At 61.2% G+C, this 20,270-nt stretch carries 22 protein-coding genes and 1 other RNA gene; 14 read left to right on the forward strand and 9 right to left on the reverse strand.

Annotation, left to right across the window (positions count from 1 at the left end):
• The coding region (locus I6E52_RS14535; protein ID WP_197158462.1) for an InlB B-repeat-containing protein at positions 1 to 1,581 on the reverse strand (1,581 nt) is incomplete at its 3' end.
• A gap of 222 nt (positions 1,582 to 1,803) precedes the next feature.
• Between I6E52_RS14535 and I6E52_RS14065 the strand changes: the two genes are divergently transcribed.
• The 7 genes from I6E52_RS14065 (at position 1,804) to I6E52_RS14095 (ending at position 7,165) form a co-directional block, all read left to right on the forward strand.
• Entirely contained in the window at positions 1,804 to 2,850 is a 1,047-nt protein-coding gene (locus tag I6E52_RS14065; protein WP_197158464.1) for a Gfo/Idh/MocA family protein, read from the forward strand.
• 148 nt (positions 2,851 to 2,998) lie between these two features.
• Positions 2,999 to 4,798, forward strand: a complete 1,800-nt coding sequence (locus I6E52_RS14070) for a BCCT family transporter (protein WP_231602270.1) — start codon at positions 2,999 to 3,001, stop codon at positions 4,796 to 4,798.
• A 108-nt stretch (positions 4,799 to 4,906) separates the two neighbouring features.
• The gene (locus tag I6E52_RS14075; protein WP_231600929.1) at positions 4,907 to 5,089 is read left to right on the forward strand and encodes a hypothetical protein; all 183 of its coding nucleotides are present in this window, start codon (positions 4,907 to 4,909) and stop codon (positions 5,087 to 5,089) included.
• Positions 5,089 to 5,502 (forward strand): TadE/TadG family type IV pilus assembly protein, encoded by a 414-nt coding sequence (locus I6E52_RS14080; protein ID WP_197158468.1) that lies wholly within the window; start codon positions 5,089 to 5,091, stop codon positions 5,500 to 5,502. Before I6E52_RS14075 ends, I6E52_RS14080 begins: the two co-directional genes overlap by 1 nt.
• On the forward strand, positions 5,477 to 5,929 hold the full coding sequence (locus tag I6E52_RS14085) for a hypothetical protein (RefSeq protein ID WP_197107253.1): 453 nt from the start codon (positions 5,477 to 5,479) through the stop codon (positions 5,927 to 5,929). Before I6E52_RS14080 ends, I6E52_RS14085 begins: the two co-directional genes overlap by 26 nt.
• Positions 5,929 to 6,372 carry a Tad domain-containing protein gene (locus tag I6E52_RS14090; protein WP_197158470.1) on the forward strand — a complete coding sequence of 148 codons (444 nt, stop codon included), beginning with the start codon at positions 5,929 to 5,931 and terminating at the stop codon, positions 6,370 to 6,372. The genes I6E52_RS14085 and I6E52_RS14090 overlap by 1 nt, the downstream gene beginning before the upstream one ends.
• Before the next feature lie 139 nt (positions 6,373 to 6,511).
• Positions 6,512 to 7,165 (forward strand): SDR family oxidoreductase, encoded by a 654-nt coding sequence (locus I6E52_RS14095; RefSeq protein WP_197158472.1) that lies wholly within the window; start codon positions 6,512 to 6,514, stop codon positions 7,163 to 7,165.
• On the opposite strand, the gene I6E52_RS14100 is transcribed toward I6E52_RS14095, so the two are convergent.
• Both I6E52_RS14100 and I6E52_RS14105 read right to left on the reverse strand, forming a co-directional pair.
• Positions 7,155 to 7,796, reverse strand: a complete 642-nt coding sequence (locus I6E52_RS14100) for a LysE family translocator (protein ID WP_197158474.1) — start codon at positions 7,794 to 7,796, stop codon at positions 7,155 to 7,157. The two genes, I6E52_RS14095 and I6E52_RS14100, sit on opposite strands and share 11 nt — an antisense overlap.
• A 65-nt stretch (positions 7,797 to 7,861) precedes the next feature.
• The gene (locus tag I6E52_RS14105) at positions 7,862 to 9,118 is read right to left on the reverse strand and encodes an MFS transporter (RefSeq protein WP_197158477.1); all 1,257 of its coding nucleotides are present in this window, start codon (positions 9,116 to 9,118) and stop codon (positions 7,862 to 7,864) included.
• A gap of 98 nt (positions 9,119 to 9,216) precedes the next feature.
• On the opposite strand from I6E52_RS14105, the gene prfB reads away from it, so the two are divergent.
• The 4 genes from prfB to smpB all read left to right on the forward strand — a co-directional run bounded on the left by prfB (position 9,217) and on the right by smpB (position 12,767).
• Positions 9,217 to 10,323, forward strand: a complete 1,107-nt coding sequence (gene prfB / locus I6E52_RS14110) for a peptide chain release factor 2 (protein WP_197125115.1) — start codon at positions 9,217 to 9,219, stop codon at positions 10,321 to 10,323.
• Positions 10,324 to 10,463: 140 nt separating this feature from the next.
• Positions 10,464 to 11,279 (forward strand): cell division ATP-binding protein FtsE, encoded by an 816-nt coding sequence (ftsE, locus tag I6E52_RS14115; protein ID WP_197158479.1) that lies wholly within the window; start codon positions 10,464 to 10,466, stop codon positions 11,277 to 11,279.
• On the forward strand, positions 11,276 to 12,193 hold the full coding sequence (gene ftsX, locus I6E52_RS14120; RefSeq protein ID WP_197158482.1) for a permease-like cell division protein FtsX: 918 nt from the start codon (positions 11,276 to 11,278) through the stop codon (positions 12,191 to 12,193). Before ftsE ends, ftsX begins: the two co-directional genes overlap by 4 nt.
• 94 nt (positions 12,194 to 12,287) lie before the next feature.
• Entirely contained in the window at positions 12,288 to 12,767 is a 480-nt protein-coding gene (gene smpB, locus I6E52_RS14125) for an SsrA-binding protein SmpB (protein ID WP_009771737.1), read from the forward strand.
• A 46-nt stretch (positions 12,768 to 12,813) separates the two neighbouring features.
• Here smpB and I6E52_RS14130 read toward each other — a convergent pair whose 3' ends face one another.
• Both I6E52_RS14130 and I6E52_RS14135 read right to left on the reverse strand, forming a co-directional pair.
• Positions 12,814 to 13,485, reverse strand: coding sequence for an SIMPL domain-containing protein (locus I6E52_RS14130; RefSeq protein ID WP_197125111.1), 672 nt, complete (start codon positions 13,483 to 13,485; stop codon positions 12,814 to 12,816).
• Positions 13,486 to 13,487: 2 nt separating this feature from the next.
• Positions 13,488 to 13,760, reverse strand: a complete 273-nt coding sequence (locus tag I6E52_RS14135) for a glutaredoxin domain-containing protein (RefSeq protein ID WP_197107244.1) — start codon at positions 13,758 to 13,760, stop codon at positions 13,488 to 13,490.
• Between the two features lie 167 nt (positions 13,761 to 13,927).
• Between I6E52_RS14135 and ssrA the strand changes: the two genes are divergently transcribed.
• The 3 genes from ssrA (at position 13,928) to I6E52_RS14150 (ending at position 16,165) form a co-directional block, all read left to right on the forward strand.
• Positions 13,928 to 14,302: a transfer-messenger RNA gene (gene ssrA, locus I6E52_RS14140) on the forward strand.
• A 248-nt stretch (positions 14,303 to 14,550) separates the two neighbouring features.
• On the forward strand, positions 14,551 to 15,993 hold the full coding sequence (locus I6E52_RS14145) for an NAD(P)/FAD-dependent oxidoreductase (protein WP_231602274.1): 1,443 nt from the start codon (positions 14,551 to 14,553) through the stop codon (positions 15,991 to 15,993).
• A 22-nt stretch (positions 15,994 to 16,015) separates the two neighbouring features.
• Complete coding sequence (locus I6E52_RS14150; RefSeq protein WP_197158486.1) at positions 16,016 to 16,165, forward strand: hypothetical protein; 150 nt, start codon at positions 16,016 to 16,018, stop codon at positions 16,163 to 16,165.
• A gap of 2 nt (positions 16,166 to 16,167) precedes the next feature.
• On the opposite strand, the gene galK is transcribed toward I6E52_RS14150, so the two are convergent.
• The 4 genes from galK to I6E52_RS14170 form a co-directional block, all read right to left on the reverse strand.
• Positions 16,168 to 17,358 (reverse strand): galactokinase, encoded by a 1,191-nt coding sequence (gene galK / locus I6E52_RS14155; RefSeq protein ID WP_197158488.1) that lies wholly within the window; start codon positions 17,356 to 17,358, stop codon positions 16,168 to 16,170.
• Positions 17,355 to 18,464: a galactose-1-phosphate uridylyltransferase gene (galT, locus tag I6E52_RS14160; protein ID WP_197158490.1), complete on the reverse strand. Its 1,110-nt coding sequence runs from the start codon at positions 18,462 to 18,464 to the stop codon at positions 17,355 to 17,357. Before galT ends, galK begins: the two co-directional genes overlap by 4 nt.
• Positions 18,461 to 19,453, reverse strand: coding sequence for a UDP-glucose 4-epimerase GalE (gene galE, locus I6E52_RS14165; RefSeq protein ID WP_197158492.1), 993 nt, complete (start codon positions 19,451 to 19,453; stop codon positions 18,461 to 18,463). The genes galT and galE overlap by 4 nt, the downstream gene beginning before the upstream one ends.
• 125 nt (positions 19,454 to 19,578) lie before the next feature.
• Entirely contained in the window at positions 19,579 to 20,064 is a 486-nt protein-coding gene (locus I6E52_RS14170) for a GNAT family N-acetyltransferase (protein WP_197158495.1), read from the reverse strand.
• Positions 20,065 to 20,270: the final 206 nt, after the last annotated feature.

A 20,270-nucleotide genomic window follows, 5' to 3' on the forward strand; every position in this document is an offset into this window, starting at 1 on the left:
CACTTCTGTCCACGTCGCGGTCAGCGTCAGCGGTGCGGTCACCGGATTGGTGAAGTCGTAGGCGGCGCCGCTGACCATCCAGCCGGCGAAGGTGTAGCCGGTGCGGGTGGGGTCGGTGGGTGCGGTGAGGGTGTCGCCATCGGAGACTGACACGTCTGCTGTGGTTGTTCCGTCAGCGGCATCGAAGGTAATGATGTAGCTGGCGGGAACCTCTGTCCACGTCGCGGTTAGCGTCAGTGGCGCAGTAACCGGGGTGGTGAAGTCGTAGGCGGCGCCGCTGACTGTCCAGCCGGCGAAGGTGTAGCCGGTGCGGGTGGGGTCGGTGGGTTCGGTGAGGGTGTCGCCGATGGCAACGAACGCGGTGTCGGTTGCCGTTCCGCCGGCCGCGTCGAAGCTCGCGATGCGCACGAATTCGACACTGATCTGACCGCCGGAGCCAACAGTGGCGGTAGCGGCCGTATAGCCGATCCCTGCCGGAGCCGTGGAATTGGTGATGAGGGCACCGTTCGGGTCTCCACCATTAGTAGCTGCCCCTGGTGCGCCGATGCCGTGAATGTCGAGTACTCCAGAGGAGGAGCTGTCCTGGCCGCCGCCGATGCCTGCGCCTGAGTTGTCGCCGGTAGCGGTGGTGGTGCCTCCGGTGAGGATGGTGGTGCCGCCGTTGCCCTGATATCCGCCGCCGATGCCCGCGCCACTGCCGCCTCCGGTTGCGTCTAGCGTGCCACCGCTAACGGTCGTGGTGCCGCCGTCGCCTTCCTGGCCGCCGCCGATGCCTGCGGCCGCGAAGCCTCCGATCGCGCTGATGGTGCCGCCGCTCTGAGAGGTGGTGCCGCCGTTGCCATTAAGGCCGCCGCCGATGCCTGCGCTTCTGTTGCCGCCGGTTGCGGTGATGGTGCCGCTGTTGGTGGTGGTGCCGCCGTTGCCGTTAAAGCCGCCGCCGATGCCTGCGCCGTGGTAGCCGCCGGTTGCGGTGATGGTGCCGCTGTTGACGATGACGGAGCCGCCGTCGCCTTCCTGGCCGCCGCCGATGCCTGCGCTGTGGTAGCCGCCGGTTGCGGTGATGGTGCCGCCGTTGACGATGGTGGTGCCGCCGTCGCCTCCGTCTCCGCCGCCGATTCCCGCGCCGAAGCGGCCGCCTTGTGCGGTGATGGTGCCACTGTTAACAATGACGGAGCCGCCAGCGTTGCCTTCATTGCCGCCGATGCCCGCACTGTACCGGCCTCCGGTTACTGTGAGCGTTCCGCCGCCGGGGGCAACGATGGTGAGCGTGGAGGTGCTGGGAACCTCAATCGCCGCCAGAGAGTCAGGGAGGGAATCGTTGACGGTGAGGTCATGCCCGTTGAGGTCAAGCGTGATCGATTCGCCCGGTTTGACCGTTATTGACCTGCCTGCCGGAGCAACGATATCGGCAATGAGTTTCACGGTGCCGCCATCGGACGCGTAAGCGAACGCGTCTGGCATGCCGCCCCAACTGCTGACGAGGTACGTTGCGGCGGCGTTCGCTGGCAGTGCGCCGACGAAAGTCAAGGCAAGCGCAAGGGCGACAGTGGTAATGCTGGGCAAGATTTTAGGGCGAGGCATCACGATAGTTCTCCTGTTGGTCGGGTGGAGGAGCTGCAGGAGAGGTAATCCCAGGCACTAAAGGCTGACGCTAGCAGGCGCAGTCCCAGCCGCGGGCCGTTACGGCGGAGATCGCTCTTCCGGGCGCCCACTTTGGTCGCCAACTGCGCACGTGGGCCTACCCCTGTTCGCGTCCTAGACTGGTCGAGGCCTGCGCCGCCGCAGTCCTCCCCGACGAGAAGGATGCTTGTGTTCCCCACCACGTTCCCAGCCCCGATCATTCCTGCAGCAGACTCCGTTCCGGCACTGCGTTGGGGCATCATGGCGCCCGGTGGAATCGCCGCGACGTTCGCAGAGGCGGTGCACGCGCACACTGAGCAGAAGCTCGTGGCCGTGGCATCCCGCAGTCTCGATCGTGCCCAAGACTTTGCGAACACCTGGGGCATCGAGAAGGCCTACGGCGACTATGCCGAGCTGCTGGCCAACCCCGACGTCGACGTGATCTACATCGCTGCGCAGCAGCACGTTCACCGCGATCTAGCGCTGCAGTCGATCGCCGCGGGCAAACACATTCTGGTCGAGAAGCCGTTCGCCATGACCGGTGCCGAAGCTCGCGACATCCTGGCCGCAGCCCGGGCCGCCGGAGTGTTCGCGATGGAAGCCATGTGGACTCGCTACCTGCCCCAAACCTCGATCATTAACCGACTTGTTGCCGACGGAACTTTTGGCGATATTCACCTCGTCACCGCCGATCACGGCCAGCACATTCCCGAGGGGCACCGGGTGCGTTCGCTCGAGAGCGGGGGAGGAGCGCTGCTCGACCTCGGCATTTACCCCATCGCCTTCGCATCGCAGATTCTCGGCGCACCTACTGCCGTGCACAATGTCGGCTCGCTCATCGAGAGTGGGGTGGATGCCCAATCCCTTCTTACCCTCAGCTATGCGGGCGCGGCTCAGGCCCAGCTCAACACCACGCTGCTCGCGCGCACCCCCATCACGGCATCCGTCGCCGGCACCGAGGCGCTGCTGGAGGTCGGCAATGGCTTCTTCACGCCCACCTCGCTGACGCTCTCGAAGCCGGGCTTCAACGGCGAATCAATTCGCTGGAAAGACGAAACCGGCATTGTTGGTCATCGCGGTCTCAGCTACCAGGCCACGGCGCTCGCCGGTTTTGTGGCGCAGGGCCTCACCGAATCACCCGTGCACACCCTCGATGAAACCGTCGCGATTCTCGACACGATCGACAGTGCCCGCTGGCAGCTCGGTTACCGCTTCCCGTCGGAGCAGTAGCGCGAAAGAACCCTCGACGCAGTGCGATTTACGCGCAATCGCTCTGTACTGTTGATGCAGCAATTGCCACGCGATCGGAGATCTCATGACCGCAGAATCGACAACCCCTACAGACACTGATCTGCCGCAGAGACCTATAGCGACGCGGATGCTCGCCCCCTGGGTCTTCTGGCCAGCGGCCGGGCTCATCATCGCGATTACGGCGTTCTCGATCATCGCTCCGAACCTCGCCAACTCGGTTTTCAACTCGCTGCAGTCGAGCGTCATCAACTCGTTCAGCTGGTATTACGTGCTCATCGCGGCATTCTTTGTCGCGTTCGCCCTGTGGCTGGGCTTCAGCCGCTACGGCGACATCAAACTGGGCAAGGATGACGACGAGCCTGAGTTCTCGATGATCGCCTGGATCTCCTTCCTGTTTGCCGCGGGCATGGGCATCGGGCTCGTGTTCTATGGTGTTGCCGAACCGCTTAGCCACTTCGCGAACCCGCGTCCTGGTGTTTCGGGCACGGAGATTCAGCTCGCCCAGCAGGCGATGAGTCAAACGTTCTTGCACTGGGGTGTGCACGCTTGGGCTATTTACGTGGTGGTCGGCCTCGCCCTCGCGTACGCGATTCATCGTCGAGGTCGCCCCATCTCGATCCGCTGGACTCTTGAGCCGCTGCTCGGCAAGCGCGTTCGGGGTGGCTGGGGCAACCTCATCGACGTCATCGCGCTCGTCGGCACGGTCTTTGGCGTTGCAACTTCACTCGGTCTTGGTGTTCTTCAAATCGCCGCCGGTCTCGAAAAGACCGGCATCGCCGAGTCGAACCTCACGACTCAGATCGCCGTCATCGTGGTCATCGTCGCGTTCACGATTTTGTCGCTAGTTTCGGGCATCGGTCGCGGCATGAAATGGCTCTCGACCACGAACCTTCTCTTGGCGGCTGTGCTACTGGTGTTCCTTCTCATCGTCGGGCCGACGGCGTTCCTTTTCCGCGAATTCGTGCAGTCGATGGGTAACTACCTTCAGGGCTTCATCGGCCTCAGTTTCAATGTGAGTGCGTATGAAGGCCAGGCCGGCGAGCAATGGCAGGCAGGTTGGACAACCTTCTACTGGGGTTGGTGGATGTCGTGGGCTCCGTTCGTCGGCGTTTTCATTGCCCGGGTGTCCAAGGGCCGCACCGTGCGCGAGTTCGTGGGCGGCGTCATGCTCGTGCCCACCGTGCTCACGTTCCTCTGGTTCAGCGTGCTCGGCGGAAACGCGATCTACCGCGAGCTGTACGGTCAGGGTGGCTTGGTCGCAGCCGACGGATCGGTGGATGCCGACTCGGCGCTCTTCGACCTGCTCGCGGGTCTTCCTGCCGGTACCGCTCTCACCTTCGGCGCGATCTTGTTGATCGGCATCTTCTTCGTCACCTCTGCCGATTCGGGTGCGCTGGTGATGTCGATGATTGCTACCGGAGGTTCGGCGGAACCGCCCAAGCGCATCCGCGTGTTCTTTGCTCTGCTCGCATCGTTCTTGGCGATCGCTTTGCTGGTAACCGGTGGGCTGCAAACGCTGCAAACGGCCGCAATCCTGTCAGCGCTCCCGTTCAGCGTGGTGATGCTGATGATCTGTGCGGCGACAGTGACAGCGTTCAGTCGTGAGCGGCGCGCGTATGACCGAGCGCAGCGTGCCCAGTTCGTCGACCAGATCGGCACCTTCTACGGTCTTGAGGTCGAAGAGCCGCTGTTGCGCGATACGGTTCACCCGCTTCGTGCGGCCCTCGATCGCCTCCGTAAGAAGGCCGCGCAGTCGGGCGGCGGAATCTCGCAGGTCACCGAAGATGCCATTCTTTCCGACACCGGTTTGCCATCGCCAGACAACATTGCTCAGGCTGATGCGATCGTCGAAGACGAGGTGGAGACCCTGCAGGCGTTCCAGGCCGAGGCGCAGGCCAAGCGCAAAAAGAATAAGTCGACAGAGTAGGTGGCAGCGGGCGGCCGACGATTGTTCGCGCCGCTCGCATCCCCATTGTGGAAAATCTTTACGCACAATTGTGTTTCGCTCAATGATTGCAGAGTGAAATCATCTCAATTGCTACTGAAGAGCGGGCTTTCCCGAGGCACCCGAGCGCTCACGTCAGAGCGAGGAGACGTACCGGGCTGGGTGCTGATTACTCTCATGACCGCAGGTCTTGTGGTCATTATTTGGGGTCTTGCGGGTCCAGCACTCAGCTCGGTTTTTGAACAGGCCATTGATCGCGTCACCGGCTTCTAATGCGTGCGCGCTGGCGCGAACGCGGCAGGCTGCTGGGCGCTGACGAATCCGGGTCCGCCGTGGTGGAGTTCGTTCTCGTCTCCGCTCTGCTGACGGTGTTGACGCTCAGTGTCATCCAGTTGGCTCTTGCGTTGCACATCCGCAATACGGTGTTGGATGCCGCGGCGGAGGGCGCGCGCTTCGCCTCCCTTGCCGACACCTCGTTGGGCGATGGCGTCACGCGCACTCGTGACCTCATCTCTACGGCGCTGTCTCCCGGCTATGCCTCGGACGTGAGCGCGAGCACCACATCCCACCTCGGGCAACCCGCCGTGCTCATCACCGTACGAGCTCCGCTCCCGCTCTTTGGCCTTATCGGTATTAGCGATGGCTTGGAGGTGTCGGCCCATGCGGCAATCGAGCAGGTTCGCTGATGAACGGGGTTCGTCATCCCTGGAATTCATTACGGTCGGCATGGTGATGCTCATCCCGCTCGTGTATCTGGTGCTCACGATGTCCGCGATTCAGTCCGCAGCTCTTGCCGCTGAGGGCGCTGCCCGCCAGGCGGCGCGTGTGTTCGTTCAGGCTGACACTCTCAGCGAGGCAAACGCGGCGGCGTCGCGCGCGGTCGAGTTCGCCCTCGACAATCACAACGTGGATGCCGCAAGCGCGGCGGTCACCATCTCGTGCGCGCCCGATCCCAGCGATTGTCTTTCCCGCCACAACTTCGTCACCGTACAGGTGGCAATTGCTGTGCCGCTCCCGCTGGCGCCGCCGGTCTTGACTGGGTCATTTCCTCTAGAGGTGCCGCTCGATGCGGCCGCAACGCAGCAGGTTTCTCAGTTTGCGGGGTCGCGCTAGTGAGCCGGCGCGATGGGCTGCGCGACGACGATGGTTCTGCACTCCTGCTCACCATCTTCTATGGCTTCCTCTCTCTCGTGCTCATCTTTCTGGTGGTCGCAGCAACCTCGCTCTATCTGGAACGCAAGCGACTCTTCACACTCGCGGATGGCGCTGCTCTTGTCGGAGCAGAATCCTACGATCTCGACGATGTGCTGCGAACGCCCCAGGGGTTTCGCCCGCAATTGACGCCCGCCAAGGTCGCGGACGCGGTGGGGGAGTATGTCGCTGCCGCCCCGACCTCAGAGTTCGACGGGCTCACCATTGAGCAAGCGACGAGCATCGACAATTCCAGTGCCACGGTCTCGCTGTCTGCTTATTGGCGACCACCGTTCGTCTCGCTCTTGGTCCCGGAGGGCCTGCGCATCGAAGTTACGGCGAACGCTCGTTCGGTCTTTTCCTAGCGTTCTCTGGAGGCCCGTCACGAGTACACCGAAATCCTCCAGCCAGCGATCACATTCCATCCAGCGAACAGGGAGTTTCGATCCGTAGCGTGGGTGGTGCGCTTCTCGCAGGCGCATCACCGAAGCAAAGGAGTTAGCCATGAAACGAATCGCAATCGTCGGAGGCCACGGCAAGATTGCCCTGAGTCTGGCCGAGCTTCTCACCTCTCGCGGTCACCACGTGCACTCGTTGGTCCGCAAGCCTGAGCAGGAGGCTGACATCAGCGCCACGGGCGCCATGCCTGTCATTGCAGACATCGAGGCACTGAGTGCCGAGGAACTCTCTGAAATCTTTATGGGACACGATGTCGTCGTGTTCTCGGCGGGTGCTGGTGGGGGAAGCCCCGAACGCACCTATTCGGTTGACCGTGATGCGGCCATCCGCACCATGGATGCTGCTGCCCACGCGGGCGTCAAGCGCTACGTCATGGTCTCGTACAAGGGTGCCGGTTTTGACCACGGTGTTCCCGAAGACAACGCTTTCTTCGCGTATGCAGAAGCGAAGGCGGCTGCCGATGAACACCTCCGCACGGGCCCCCTCGAATACACCATTGTCGGCCCGGGATCACTCTCGAGCGAAGCCGCATCGGGCATGATCGGCGTCGGCGATGACGCCACCGACGAGCACACGAGTCGCGACAACGTGGCCCGGGTTCTCGCCGAAGTGATTGATGCCGACAACACGATCGGTCACACCATCGAGTTCACTGATGGCGCGACCCCGATTCCGGATGTTATCGCCGCTATTGCTTAGCGTGCGGGATAAATAGAGATCCCACTCCCAGCGCGATCAACGCCACCCCACCGGTCGCGCTGAGGGTGGTGATTCTCTGCGGTGAGCGAGCGAACCAGTCTCGGGCGAAGCCAGCAGCGATCGCCCACGACGTATCCGTCACTACCGCGATCGCCATAAACAGCAGGCCCAAGAGGAGCAATTGCAGTTGCACGTTCCCGGCTCCGAAGCTCACGAACTGCGGCAAAACAGCGACGAAAAACACGGTCGCTTTGGGATTCGTAATGCCGACAATGAAACCTTGGCCGAAGATGCGCCAGCGTGACTGGGGGCGGGGAGCTGCGTCATCCGCTGTCGTGTGAGCGTTGCGGTGACGGATCGCTTGAACGCCGAGGTAAACCAGGTAGGCGGCGCCGAGATACTTCACGATGGTGAACGCAATAACGGATTGCGCGATGATCGTGCCGACGCCGAAGGCCACGGCGAAGACAAGCACAACTCCTCCCGTGGCATTACCTAGAGAGCTGATGATGCCGCCAAGCTTTCCCAGCGAAAGCGAACGGCCGATCAAGAAGAGCACACTGGGCCCCGGAATGAGGATGATCGGCAGCGCGATGAGCACGAAGGCAATCAGGTTGCTGTTCGGGATCATTTCGCCAGTCTAGGGCTCCGGGCTCGCCGGAGAAGACCGGCTGGCACCGGCCAAATCTCCGGTGCCTAGCGCTGCGGTTTCGTGATGTACCGCGGCACGTACCGCACCATGATTCCAGCGCCGATGAGGCCCAGTATTCCCACTGCCCCCGCGGCAAAGGAGATGGAGGCCACGGCCGTTATCCCTGCGATGAGCAGGGGAGAGGATGCCTGGCCGACGCCTCCGGTAAAGCGCCAGGCTCCGAGGAACGGGGCGGGGTTGTCTTGCGGAGCAAGGTCGGCGCCGAGGGTCATCAGGATGCCGCTGCCCAAGCCGTTGGCGAGTGACAGGAACATGGCGGCGAAGATGAACCAACCCACGTTCTGCGCTGAGTCGTGGGTGAAGGAGAGCACGAGGTGGCCGATGCCGAGACCAACGAGAGAGGGCACGGCGGTCCACAATCGTCCGAAGCGGTCCATGATCTGGCCGCCCGTGTAGAAGAGGGCGAAGTCCACGGCCCCGGCGATGCCGATGATGATGGCGGTGTTGGTGTCGGCGAGCCCAATGCTCACGGCCCACAGCGGCAAGATCACTTGGCGACTCGCACGCATTGCTCCGATGACGGCGGCACCGAGCCCGAGGCGCGAGAGCAGCGCACGATTGCGGTGCACGGTAGCGAAAAGCCCGTGTGATTCTTGCTCTACTAGGGCTTCGCCGTCCCGCAGCGTGCGGTTGTTGATGCGAGTGGTGTGCACCGCACCGAACGTTGTCGCGGGATCGGGAAGGAGTACGAGCACCGCGGCGGCGGCAAGTGCTGCCACAACATGAATCCAGAAGGCAGCAGTCACGGTGCCGGTGAGGTGAATGACTCCGGCAGAGATGAACGGTCCAATAAATATGCCGAGCCGGAAGGTTCCGCCGAGTGTAGAGAGTGCGCGTGCCCGGTAGGCGACGGGTACGAAGCTTGTGAGAAAAGCATGTCGCGCGAGCGCGAACACAGCAGCAGCCAGTCCGAGCAGCAGCACACCGAATCCGAGTGCGACGGGGTTGGGCGCGAGAATCGCGATCACGACTCCGATGATGGAGAGTGCACTGGCGCCGATCATGGCCGGGCGTTCGCCAACACGGGAGATGAGCCATCCGCTCGGGATGTTGCCGAAGAGTTCACCGAGAGTCAGCACAGCAGCAACGAGGCCGGCTATCGCGAGGGTCGCCCCGAGGCTGTCGGCAGCGATCGGAATCAGCGGGATGATCGCGCCTTCACCGATCGAAAAAAGTAGTGTCGGCAAGAGAACGGGAAGCCCGATCGAGCGCCAGCTAAAGGGTTGTCCTGTTGTGCTCATCGCCGTCCATAATATGTTGTGCGGGCCAGAGGGTGCGCGCGAACGGGCACGAGGCCAACAGGTGTCGCGTGGGGTTCGCGGGTAGTCTGGTTGGTGACATGGATGAACTGGACTTTTCTGACGACATCGCGGCGCTGCGCTCCACCTTTGCGGACATTCGCCAGGTAGTCGACACCGACCGGCTCACGTCGGAGATCGCACGATTGAGCGAGGCGGCTGGCGCCCCCGATTTGTGGGATGACACCGACAAGGCGCAGAAGGTCACGAGTGACCTCAGTCACCGTCAGGCCGAGCTGGCCAAGATCAATTCCATCTCGAGTCGCCTCGACGATCTCGAGATCATGGTCGAGTTGGCGAACGAAGAGAGTGACGATCAGGCGGCGGCGGATGCTCGCGCCGAGCTCAGGGGCATCACGAAGACGTTGGGCGACCTCGAGGTGCAAACCCTCCTCAATGGCGAGTTTGATCAGCGACCCGCTGTCATCACCATTCGCGCGGGAGCCGGTGGCGTCGATGCCGCCGATTTCGCCGAAATGCTGCTGCGCATGTACCTGCGGTACGCCGAGCAGCACTCCTACCCCACGCGCGTGCTCGACACGAGCTACGCCGAAGAGGCCGGCATCAAGTCAGCGACCTTCGAGGTCGACGCTCCTTTCGCTTTCGGAACGCTCAGTGTCGAGGCTGGCACGCATCGTCTCGTTCGCATGAGCCCGTTCAACTCAGCAGGCAAGCGCCAGACGAGTTTTGCCGCGGTCGAAGTTGTTCCTCTCATTGAGACGACGGATGTTGTCGAAGTTCCCGAGAACGACATCCGTGTCGATGTCTTCCGGTCTTCCGGCCCCGGCGGCCAGTCGGTTAACACGACGGACTCCGCAGTGCGCATCACTCACTTGCCCACGGGAATTGTGGTGAGTTGTCAGAACGAGAAGAGCCAGATTCAGAACCGCGCTGCCGCCATGCGCGTATTGCAGTCGCGGCTGTTGCTGCTTCAGCGTGAGCAGGAAGCGGCCACGAAGAAGGAGATCGCGGGTGTCATTACGGCGAGCTGGGGCGACCAGATGCGCAGCTACGTTTTGGCTCCGTATCAAATGGTGAAAGACCTCCGCACGGAGTTTGAGGTTAATAATCCTTCGAATGTGTTCGATGGTGACCTTGACGGTTTCATCTCAGCGGGAATCAAATGGCGCAAGCGCGCCATCGAATAACCACGACCGCTCGGTCTACCGAGGGCTCCACTGATCAGTCATTCGCTGCCGGTGTGCCCTGAACTGGGCCACCCTGTGAGTACGTGCCTGCGGTGCGTCGCTGCCGAGTTCTCAGGTGCGGCTCCTTAGGCTGGCTCCAAATGATTCGTTTTGATTCTGTTTCGAAGTCGTATCCGGGCACGACACGACCGGCGCTGAACTCTGTTGACCTTGAGATCCTCAAGGGCGAGTTCGTGTTTTTGGTTGGCGCATCCGGCTCGGGCAAGTCGAGCTTTTTGCGGCTGATCCTCAAAGAGGAGAACCCCACGAAGGGTTCCATCCACGTGCTCGGTCAGCACCTGAATACGCTGTCGAGCCGCAAGGTGCCCTATTTCCGTCGCAACCTTGGCGTGGTTTTCCAAGACTTCCGTCTGCTGCCCAACAAGACGGTCTTCGACAATGTGGCGTTCACGCTGCAGGTCATCGGCAAGAGCCGGGGCTTCATCCAAGAGGCTGTTCCGGATGCCCTCAAGATGGTCGGCCTCGCTGGCAAGTCGAATCGTTTTCCTCATGAACTTTCGGGTGGTGAGCAGCAGCGTGTGGCCATCGCTCGCGCTGTGGTGAACAAGCCCGCCATTATGCTCGCGGACGAGCCGACCGGAAACCTTGACCCGGCGACCGCTGCGGGAATCATGACGCTCCTCGAGCGCATCAATCTCGGTGGCACGACCGTGCTGATGGCTACCCACGATGCCGGCATCGTCGACCAGATGAAGCGCCGAGTGATCGAACTTATCGGTGGACAGATCGTGCGCGACGAGCTTCAGGGTGGATACCAAACGCAGACGGTTCCCACTCAGGGGCGTATTCCGCATCCTGCGGCAAGCAAGCCTTCGAGCGCTGCGCCGACTGCGACCCAGTCTCCGGCACGCCCGATGACCTTGCCGTCATCGCAGGGTGAGGGGCTCGACGCATGAGGCTCGGACTGATCTTAGGAGAGGTCGGCAGCGGATTGCGCCGCAACCTCTCGATGGTGGTCTCCGTCGTTCTGGTGACCTTTATCTCGCTCACTTTCGTGGGCGCCTCCATTCTTCTGCAGATGCAAATCGGGCAGATGAAGGGCTACTGGTACGACCGCGCGCAAGTGGCGGTCTACATGTGCACCGAGATCGATACGACCGGCAATTGCACCCTGGCTGAGGCGACGGAAGATCAGATCGCGGCAGTGCAGCAACAGCTCGATTCACCGACTCTCGCGCCGTACATCAACGAGGTCGAGTTCGAGACGCACGAGCAGGCATACGAAAACTTCAAGGAACAGTTCGCTGACACGACCTTCGAGGGCATCATTACCCCGGAGTCGTTGAACGAGAGCTTCCGAGTGAACCTCGTCGATCCCGAGCAGGCTGACGTGCTCATCGAGAGCCTGTCTGGACTTGCGGGAGTCGAGAGTGTTGAAGACCAGCGGGCCTATCTAGAGCCGATCTTTTCCATTCTGAACGCCGCTAGTTACACCGCGATTGGGGTCGCAGGTCTGATGCTGGTCGCTGCGGTGCTGCTGATTGCCACGACCATCCGGCTGAGCGCGTTCTCTCGGCGGCGAGAGCTCGGCATTATGAGACTCGTGGGGGCGTCGAACAGATTCATCCAGACGCCCTTCATCCTTGAGGGTGTTTTCGCCTCGTTGATCGGATCAATCCTCGCGGGTGGTGCGATTGTCGCGATCGTGCAATTCTTCGTGCGCGGCTATCTGGCGTCAACACTTCCCGTCAATACAAGCCTGCTCGGCATGGAAGAGGCACTGCTCGTCGTGCCCATTCTCATCGTCTCGGGCGCCGCGCTTGCTGCGGTATCCGCCGGCGTCGCGATTAGTCGTTATCTCAAGGTGTAGTCGCCAGACCGCTCTCGCGCTAAACTGGTCTGCTGCACTGTCGGCATCCGCCGTAGCATTGCAGCATCCAACGTATTGAAGAGAGAAGTGAACCATGCCCAAGGAAGGTGACCGAAAGGTTGTTGCCAGCAACCGTAAGGCGCGCCACGACTACAGCATTGAAGACACCTTTGAGGCTGGTCTTGTGCTGTCGGGTACTGAGGTCAAGTCTCTGCGGTTAGGGCGAGCCAGCCTGATCGATGGCTACGGCTACATCGACGATCATGCTGAGGCTTGGTTGGATGCCGTGCATATTCCTGAGTTCTTTCAGGGGTCGTGGAACAATCATCCTCCGCGTCGCAAGCGCAAAATGTTGCTGCACAAAGAGCAGATCCTAAAGATTCACAACAAGATCAAGCAGGGCGGCTACACGCTCGTTCCCCTGTCGATCTATTTCTTGGATGGCCGCGCCAAAGTTGAGCTCGCTGTTGCCAAGGGCAAGCGCGAATATGACAAGCGTCAGACGCTGCGTGAGCGCCAAGATAAGCGCGAGTCAGATCGGGCAATTTCGGCCCGCAAGAACATGGGGGAGTAGCGGAACTTCGTTTCCGCGCTCGTCTCTGTACTCGTTTTCGCGATCGTTAGCGTGCGCTGAAGCGCGCCTCGACGCGTGCCGAGATCGCGATCTTCTCGGGATTGAGCGTCAGCTGGGCGCCATCCGAGGGCGCACCTGACATCCGCATGGCCGCGGCGCTGGCAAAGGGATCGTGATCGCCTGCGGGGCCGACGTGGTCGAGCATCCCTGGGTCGGCGATGGCGAGAGCGGTTACTTCGGTGAGCCCTACACTCGCTGCGTACTCGTGTGCCTTGGTGAGGGCATCCGTAACGGCGAGGCGTCGGGTGTGTGCGTGTGCGGCACGAGTGGATTCCTCAGTGAGTTCCCACTCCACGTATTTCACCGCAGTGTTGTCGACCGCACTGACGTACTCGATAAAGAGAGCCAGAGCGTCGAAGTCCTTGAATCGTGCGACGTAGTCAATCGCGGCGGAGTGCACGAGCGGCAGTTGTTGGCCCGCGTTATTCCACGGCCGTTGGGAAGTGACGCGCACGGTGTCAGACGACCACCGGGTAATTGCACCATCGTTCGAGGCGAGCTTGGCGAGGAGGGCATGCACCCGACTCGACGACTGCAGTGCAGCATCGAAGACCTCGCTCCGGTCGGGACCATCTATGGATACCGCCAGATGCACGATGCCGCGTTCGGCAGGGTGCCAAGATTCATGCTCGCCTCGAACAGTGATGACGAGGGACATTGTTAGATGGCGCCGAGTTCTTCGAGCTTAGCCTTCAGCTCCTTGTCGCTGGGCTCCACTTGGAAGGTTCCGTCCGTGAAGTGCACGACAGGGATATTGAGGCGGCCGCTGATGGCGTGGGCGCGATCTGCTGCTGTGGGGTCCTTCTCCACATCGACTTTTTCCCAGTCGATGTTCAACGAGTTGAGAAGAGCTTCGGAACGCACGCAGTCGCGGCACCAGTCCGCGCCAAACATGGTGATTTTGGCGGGTAAGGCTTGAGTTGTATCGGTCATGAACCAAATCTACTTCGCCATCACTGGATGAGGGCGTTGCGTTCGCTGGCAGCGTTCAGTGCGCGGCTGCAGGGCTGGCTACTGCGCCGAATCCGACCTACACTAGAGGGCTACCTGTTCATTGGGTGGCAATTGATAACTCCACAGCGCGACAACGACCCACACAGGGGGATGATCGGTTTCGACATTGCCTGCAAAACTGTGAGAAGCGGGTCGAGAATGCAGCCTTATCTCGTTAACGATGACTGCAAACTATAAGTGCCAATTCAAAGCGCACTGACTTCGCCCTCGCTGCCTAAGCGAGCGCACTAAAGAAGTCCGTCAGACCGGGAATGCTCTCTACTCGGATTCTGGCGCAATTTAGAGAGATTGCTGCGTAGTTACGCCTGAGGGCTACGTGGGACTTGCACTCTGGCTGGGCTTGTTGATCTAGGTGCTTGTGGCAAAGATCAGAGCCGAGTAGAACGTCTGCACAAGATACACCCGTAGAAGGCACAGAATTACAGCAGTGGACGGGGGTTCAATTCCCCCCATCTCCACCACCGGTCGTTGTCGCGTTGAGTTCTCTGAAACATCAGGGAGCGCAGGTGGATAAACGGAGACAAGCGAGCTGCATCGTCAGCTGGCTTGTCTCCGTTTTTTGTTGTGCCGTGGCTGTCGAAGCGTGGATGAGATTGCGTTCCCTAGTGGTCTCGATCTCCTTGCTGCAAATACCCTAGGGGGTATAGTCTGCGGTTATACGCAGCTACATAGGAGAAAGTTTGAGGCTCGGATGGCACGGGTAGTCGTTATGGGAGCTGGAGTCGCTGGGCACACGGCAGCGCTTCATCTAAAACGGAAACTTGGCAAACAACACGACGTCGTAGTCGTGAGTCCAAACTCCCAATGGAACTGGATTCCGTCAAATATCTGGGTCGGCGTTGATCGCATGGCGGCGAGCAAGGTCGTCTTTCCTCTGGCTCCCATTTATCGCAAGAAGAGAATTGAGTTCCATCAAGCCAAAGCGACCACGATCTTGCCGGATGGTGATGCTCACGATCCTCGGTCACAAATAGAGGTGGAGTACACCTCTCCAGCGGCTTCCGGCAGCACCGCCCGAATTCCCTATGACTACCTGATCAACGCGACAGGTCCGGCTTTGAACTTCGCTGCGACGCCGGGGCTAGGCCCCGACACCGGTCACACCGTCTCAGTGTGTACCCCGAGCCATGCGGTTCACGCAGCCCAGGAGTTGAAGGCGATCACCGCTCGACTCAAGAACGGCGAAAAGCTGACTATCGTGGTCGGCACGGGGCACGGCACTTGCACGTGCGAGGGTGCCGCTTTCGAATACGTGCTCAATGTTGAACACGAGCTACGCCGGCACGGCGTCCGTGACAATGCCGACATCGTGTTCTTCACCAACGAGATGGAGCTTGGAGACTTCGGCGTCGGTGGCATGATCATCAAGGACAAGGGTTCGTTCACCAGCGGGGGAGCACTCGCAGGCACTCTCTTCGCCGAACGCGGCATCCGAACTGTGCTTGGTGCAGCAGCGACCGCGATTACCGCCGACACCATCGAGTACGTTCAGGTCGACGGTGCTCCGCAAAGCCTTCACTTTGATTTCTCGATGCTGTTGCCGCCGTTCCGGGGCGTGCCGTTCGAAGTGCGAGATCGTGATGGCCGCGACATCACTGCCACGGTTTTCGCCCCGAGCGGGTTCATGAAAGTCGATGCTGATTACACGCCGAAGGCGTACGAGGATTGGCAGGCGTCAGACTGGCCGAAAACCTACCAGTCACCGGCCTACCCAAACATGTTTGCGGCCGGTATCGCGTTTGCTCCGCCGCACGCCATCTCGGAGCCGCATCAGACGCCTGACGGCGTCATGATTGCGCCGGCTCCACCACGCACCGGCCAACCCTCGGGGGCGATCGCCAAAGCGGTGGCGTTCTCTATCGTGGACATGATTCAGAGCGGCGATTCGACGCCGACGCATACCGCACCGATGAACCATCTTGCAGCAGCGTGTGTCGCGTCAGCGGGCACCGGCGCATTCGAGGGATCCGCGGTAGCCATGGTGATGTCGCCCATCATCCCGGACTTCACGCAGTACCCCGAAACCGGTCGCAACATCACCGAAACCACTGCAGAAATTGGTCTTGGTGGGCACTGGGCGAAACGAATCTTGCACACCGCCTTCATGTACAAAATGCATGGATACCCATTCTGGTGGGTAGTCCCCGAGTGAGTCGGCAACGAAGGATCACACTATGAAAAGCACCATTGTCGTCAATCACGAACCGTGGGTGGCGAGCGCGCGAGAGAAACGCGCCCGCCACAACGTGTTGATTCAAATCTGGCGCTTCGTGCGTATGTCTTTCGTGATGTTTTTACTGGGGCATCGCAAACACGACGCCTAGCGTTACGCCTCCGGGGGAGTGGGGGTGTTCCGCTCAGCTCCTGGTGACGGAGTCACCGTGAAGGTGACAGGCTCGGTGAATTCGCGCGCGGCGAAAGCTTCCTTCACGGCAGCCTTTACTTCAGCGATGCGGTCGTTGGGAACAAGAGCGATTGCCGCTCCGCCGAATCCTCCACCCGTCATCCGTGCGCCAATCGCACCGTGTTCGCGAGCAGTCTCGACCGCAAGATCGAGTTCGGGGATGGAGATTTCGAAGTCGTCGCGCATCGAGACGTGCGATGCATCAAGCAGCGCACCAATGGCGAGTGGGCCTTCGGTAGTGAGAGTGCGAACGGTATCGAGTACCCGCTGATTTTCGGTAACAACGTGACGGACTCGGCGGAACGTCACGTCGTCAAGAATTTCTTGAGCGCGTTCAAGATCAGCGACGCTCACATCGCGCAACGACGAAGCGCCTAGCGCCGCTGCTCCGGCTTCGCAGGATGCGCGGCGTTCGGAATAGCCGCCGGTCGCGTGAGAGTGCGACACGCGTGTGTCCATCACGAGAATGCTCAATTCCGCTGGAGCGAGTCCGAGCGGCACAACCTCGACATTGAGGGAGCGGCAGTCGAGGAACACGGCGGAGTCTGTGGCACCCAAGAGAGACGCAGACTGGTCCATGATTCCGGTGGGAGCACCGACGACCTCGTTCTCGGCGAGTTGTCCTACCTTGGCGAGTTGCTCGCGCGGAAATCCGAGCGCCCAGAGATCGTTGAGGGCCAAAGCGACGGAACTCTCAATCGCAGCCGACGACGAAAGGCCGGCACCGACGGGCACGGTCGAATCAATGAGGATGTCGACTCCGGGCACACTGTTCAGGTCTGCGCCGTGTTGGCCGAGAGCCCAGGCGACGCCGAGCGGATACGCACTCCAGCCGACGATTTCTCCGGCGGAACGCGCCGCGTCGAGTCCCGAAAGCGGAAGCTGCACCGCGGTGTCGTCGAAGGTGCTGGTGACGCGGATCACCCCGTCGGTGCGCAGTCCAACGGCAGCGCGGGTGCGGCGATCGATGGCGAACGGCAGCACGAAGCCTTCGTTGTAGTCGGTGTGTTCGCCGATGAGGTTGACGCGGCCGGGTGCCGACCAGACGCCTTCCGGGTCGTGGCCGGTTAGCTCGCTGAAACGCTGGCCAAGTTGCTGCACTGTGTCGCTCATGCTCGTTCGATTGCCTTTCGGATGTTTTCGGCTGCGGCCTCTGGCGTGACGTCAGCGATCCAGGCGCCCATTGCCGATTCAGATCCGGCGAGGTACTTCAGTTTGTCTGCCGCGCGTCGAGGCGACGTCAGTTGGAGGTGCAGGCGGAAGGTGTCGCGTGCACGGTTCACGGGGGCTTGATGCCAAGCCGCGATGTAGGGCGTTGGGGTGTCGTACAGGGCATCGATTCCCCGAAGCAGTTTCAGGTACATCGTGGAGAGTTCGTCGCGTTCTTCTGGGGAGGTCGCGGCGAAGTCGGCAACCTGGCGGTGCGGCAGCATGTGCACCTCGATGGGCCAGCGCGCGGCGAACGGCACGAAGGCAGTCCAGTTCTCTCCACTCAGCACAACACGGTCGCCCGCGCGTTCGAAGTCGAGGATGCGCTGAAACATGTCGGGGCTGGTGCGATCGATCGCATCCAAAGTCCGCTGTGTTTTGGGCGTGATGTACGGGTAAGAGTAGATCTGGCCGTGCGGGTGAAGCAGCGTGACGCCGATTGCTTCTCCGCGGTTTTCGAACGGAAAGACCTGCTGTACGCCCTCGAGTGCCGAGAGCGCCTCGGTCCGATCAGCCCACGCTTCAATTACGGTGCGTGCGCGGCTGGGGGTTTGAGTACCGAACGATCCTTCGTGGTCAGGGCTGAAGCACACCACTTCGCAGCGGCCAATGGAACTTCGGGTGCGGCCGAGTCCGAGTTCAGCAAGGTCATCGAGCCCGGTCGGGCTGTTTTCGCTTCCGGCGAGAGCTGGCCCGAATGACGGTGAACGGTTCTCGAAAACAGCCACGTCATAGAGTGCGGGAACTTCCGAAGGGTTCTGCGCAGTCTGCGGTGCCAGAGGGTCTTGATCGGCCGGCGGGAGGAAGACTCGGTTCTGGCGTGCGGCGGCGACGGAGACCCATTCTCCCGTCAGGATATCCTGGCGCATGGTTGCGGTCGCTGGTCGGGGGTCGAGCACCCGGCTGTCGACTGATCGCTCGTCGCCGAGCGTGGTGTCAGCGTCATCGAAGTAGATGAGCTCACGACCATCGGCGAGGGTAGTGGGGCGTTTGGTGATCTTTGAGGTCATTCTGCACTTCCCTGGGGGGCGCTGGTGTTTTCGGCACGAAGGCGGGCATCCCAAGCGCTCTGAACCATTTCTTCTGCGGTGTGCCGCATTTTCCAGTCGAGATCGCGGGCGGCGAGATCACCGTTGGCGACAATGCGGGGCGGATCGCCGGCTCGCCGTGGCGCGATTTCTGGGGTGAAGTCGATGCCTGTGACGGTAGCGATAGCAGTCATGATTTCTGCGACCGAGAGTCCGTTTCCGCTGCCGAGGTTGTAGGCAGGCTCGATTGCTTCGTGAGCTCCCAACCGGCGGGCCGCAGCCACGTGCGCGGCGGCGATGTCGGCGACGTGCACGTAGTCCCGCACGTTGGTGCCATCGGGGGTGGGGTAGTCGGTTCCGTTGATCCGCGGTGTTTTTCCGGCGACGAGCGCTTCGAAGACGAGGGGAAAAAGATTGTGGGGGCTGGTGTCGTAGACCATAGGGTCGCCGGAGCCGACGACGTTGAAGTAGCGCAGCGACGTGTGGCGCAGGCCCGTGGCGACGGCTTCGTCGCGGAGCAACCATTCGCCGATCAGTTTCGATTCGCCGTAGGGGGAGAGGGGATCCTTCGCTGTGTCTTCGGTCACTAGCTCGACATCAGGTGTTCCGTACACTGCGGCACTCGAGGAGAAGACGATTTGATCGATCTCTGATTCCTGCATTGCTTCGAGCAAGGCGAGCGTACCGGTGACGTTCTGCGCGTATGTGTGGAGTGGCCGCTGCACGGAGACGCCGGCGTACTTGTAGCCAGCAACGTGGATGACGCCGGTGACGCCGTGGGTCGCCATCGTTTCTTTGAGCGCGTTCTTGTCCCGGATGTCAGCCTGCACGAACGCGGCACCTTCCGGAACGAAGCGCGTGAATCCGCTGGAGAGGTCATCAACGATGACTGTTTCCATTCCGGAGTTCAGTAGTGCGCGAGCTACGTGAGCGCCGATATAGCCAGCGCCGCCGGTTACCATCCAAGTCATTGCAGTTCCTTGCGTCGAAGCAGCGGTGGTGCCGCGAACGCAGCTCTACACCCTGTGATTGTCTAATAATATGATTATTAGCGTGTGGCGTCTAGTCGCCACGGTATCCGCAGAAAGCGGCTTCGTTATGAACGGATGAGCCGCAGTTCGCGGATGTTCGGATTGAAGTCCATCTCGCGAACGGTGCCGTCATACATGAAACGATTCCTGGCATAAAACGCTCGAGCGCGAGGGTTCTGTTCAAGCACCCACACACTGGCGGCCGAGCCTCCCAGCGCGGCATCGATCAGCGCTTGGCCTGCGCCCGTGCCGTGGGCACTCATAAGCACATAGATCATCGCAAGTTCTTCGGAGGGCAGATCTGGCTCATCGCGATTGTGGTGGGCATGGGCGAGACCGACAATGCGGGAGCCCACCTCGGCCACCACGGTTGTGGTGCTGGTGTCCGTCAGCAGCTCATTCCACATTGTTTCTCGTCGTTGCCGCGCCTCGTCACTCCATGCTTGCTCAGGAAAGAATCCGACGTACGTCTCTTTCCAGCACTGCGTATGCACAGCAGCGAGCTCTTCAGCGTCGTCGAGCCGCGCGGCTCGTGTGGTGAAACTAGGCACGAAACTATCTTCGCGTATTCCCCTGCGTTGCGTGTGCTGAGACGCGACGCGCCCGGGATGCACGTGGTGTTGGCGAGGGGGACAAAATGCACGTAATGTTTCCTCTTGTCACCCCAAAGGTGCGGAAGTCCCGGGCAGTTCTGCTGCTAGGTTTCCGGCCTCAAGTGGGGGCCACCATTCTCCTGAATCTTTTATGGTTTGGGTCG

The organism is Salinibacterium sp. NG253 (assembly GCF_015864945.1).
Taxonomy (GTDB): domain Bacteria; phylum Actinomycetota; class Actinomycetes; order Actinomycetales; family Microbacteriaceae; genus Rhodoglobus.